The 1,333-nt window shown below is 60.1% G+C and carries 1 protein-coding gene; it reads right to left on the bottom strand.

Translation table 11 applies throughout. The features are described 5' to 3' along the window. Window positions 1–942, bottom strand: a 942-nt coding sequence (locus IE226_RS43610) for a P-loop NTPase family protein (protein WP_229871994.1), incomplete at its 3' end; no start/stop codon positions are given. Between the last annotated feature and the right edge of the window lie 391 nt (window positions 943–1,333).

The raw sequence follows: 1,333 nt of genomic DNA, 5'->3' as shown, positions 1-1,333 counted from the left end.
TTCAAGGAACGTTTGGGCGGTGGCGAAATCTGCCAAGCCGACATCGAGAGAGAGATGTTGAAGGTCATGCGGCGGCTGCATACCAAGCGGCGGGTCACCGTCAGCGAATGACTGCGTTCTTGAATGGACACTGCCAATTTTCAGCCAGACATTACTGCGCTTGGTGATGCCGTGGAGATGATCCAGAACCAGAGGCTGCTTATCTTTGGCGACAAAATAGAAGTCGTCGAGTACGACAAGGAGGGACTTCCGCCCTTCCAAGTTCGCTGCAGTTTCGAGAACCTGCGCGATAGCAGGGGCAAGGTCTCGGAGGAACTCCTCCTTGCGTCGCGTTTGCGTCGAGGTCTGAGAAGTCTTCGTCTGCTTAGACCGCGCTCCCCCTCCGGAGGCACTCAGCTTCGCATACTGCTTTGCAACCCCACCCCGCAGGCTGACCTTGAAATCACTCGTCCGAGTTTGATCACTTTCTCTGCTCTCAGTGACCTCTGCGCCCGCGTTACGAAGTGCATCGAGGACAGCGAGGAGTTCCTTCACCTCACCACGAAGCTTGCGCTGAGGATTCTTCCACCCTTTGGGCTCAACCTCGTGCAGGATGTCGATGATGATCTCGATGAGAACATCCGGGTAAGAGCGGGATTTGTGCGTCTCAACGTCGACGAAGATGACGCGAGCCCCCTGCGCCTCAGCACGTCGTTGCAGGACAGCAAGCGTGGTGGACTTCCCCACCCCCCGACGACCGGTAACGAGGTGGTTTACGGCCGATTCAAGCGTGGCGACCGTACCCGGCCGAAGCTCGACGAACCGATCACTCAGAACCTCGTCGGCCTGGTTAGTTGTCCGCAGTGCAGCCGACAAAGAAGCCTTAAACGATTGCAGGTTGTTACGGTCAAGCAAGGTTGCCCCCAGCGCCGCCAGTACAGGTAACCAGGCTAGGCGATACACGCGCGATCTCACCCGTAGCAGCGCTGTCAAGTTGCGGCCGGCCGCTGCCCCCGAAGCCATCTCGGATGGGCAGGAATGTTGAGGTGCACAGGCCAGGCACGGCCGTTCAGACGGGAGCGGAAGCCAGTGCAGCCTCCACAGCTAACCGCCCGCGCACGCACGGACGCGGGTAGACAGTGCTGCACGGCGCTGACACAGTCGGAAAGCGTTCGCCCGGAACGTGCCACACCCGTGCCAGATTCTGCGGGGAACCACGGGGAACAGCGGGTACCAGGCCGACGGACGGTCCGACGCTGACTGCGCTCCCGCCTAGGTCAGCCGAGCAACCGTCCGTAGATCACCTCAGCTTCCCAAGCTGAGAGTGCGAGTTCGATTCTCGTCACCCGCTCCA

This window comes from Streptomyces longisporoflavus (assembly GCF_014649775.1).
Lineage (GTDB): Bacteria > Actinomycetota > Actinomycetes > Streptomycetales > Streptomycetaceae > Streptomyces > Streptomyces longisporoflavus.
The sequence above is the reverse complement of the archived record's forward strand: the minus strand, read 5'-3'. Positions and strand labels throughout refer to the sequence as shown.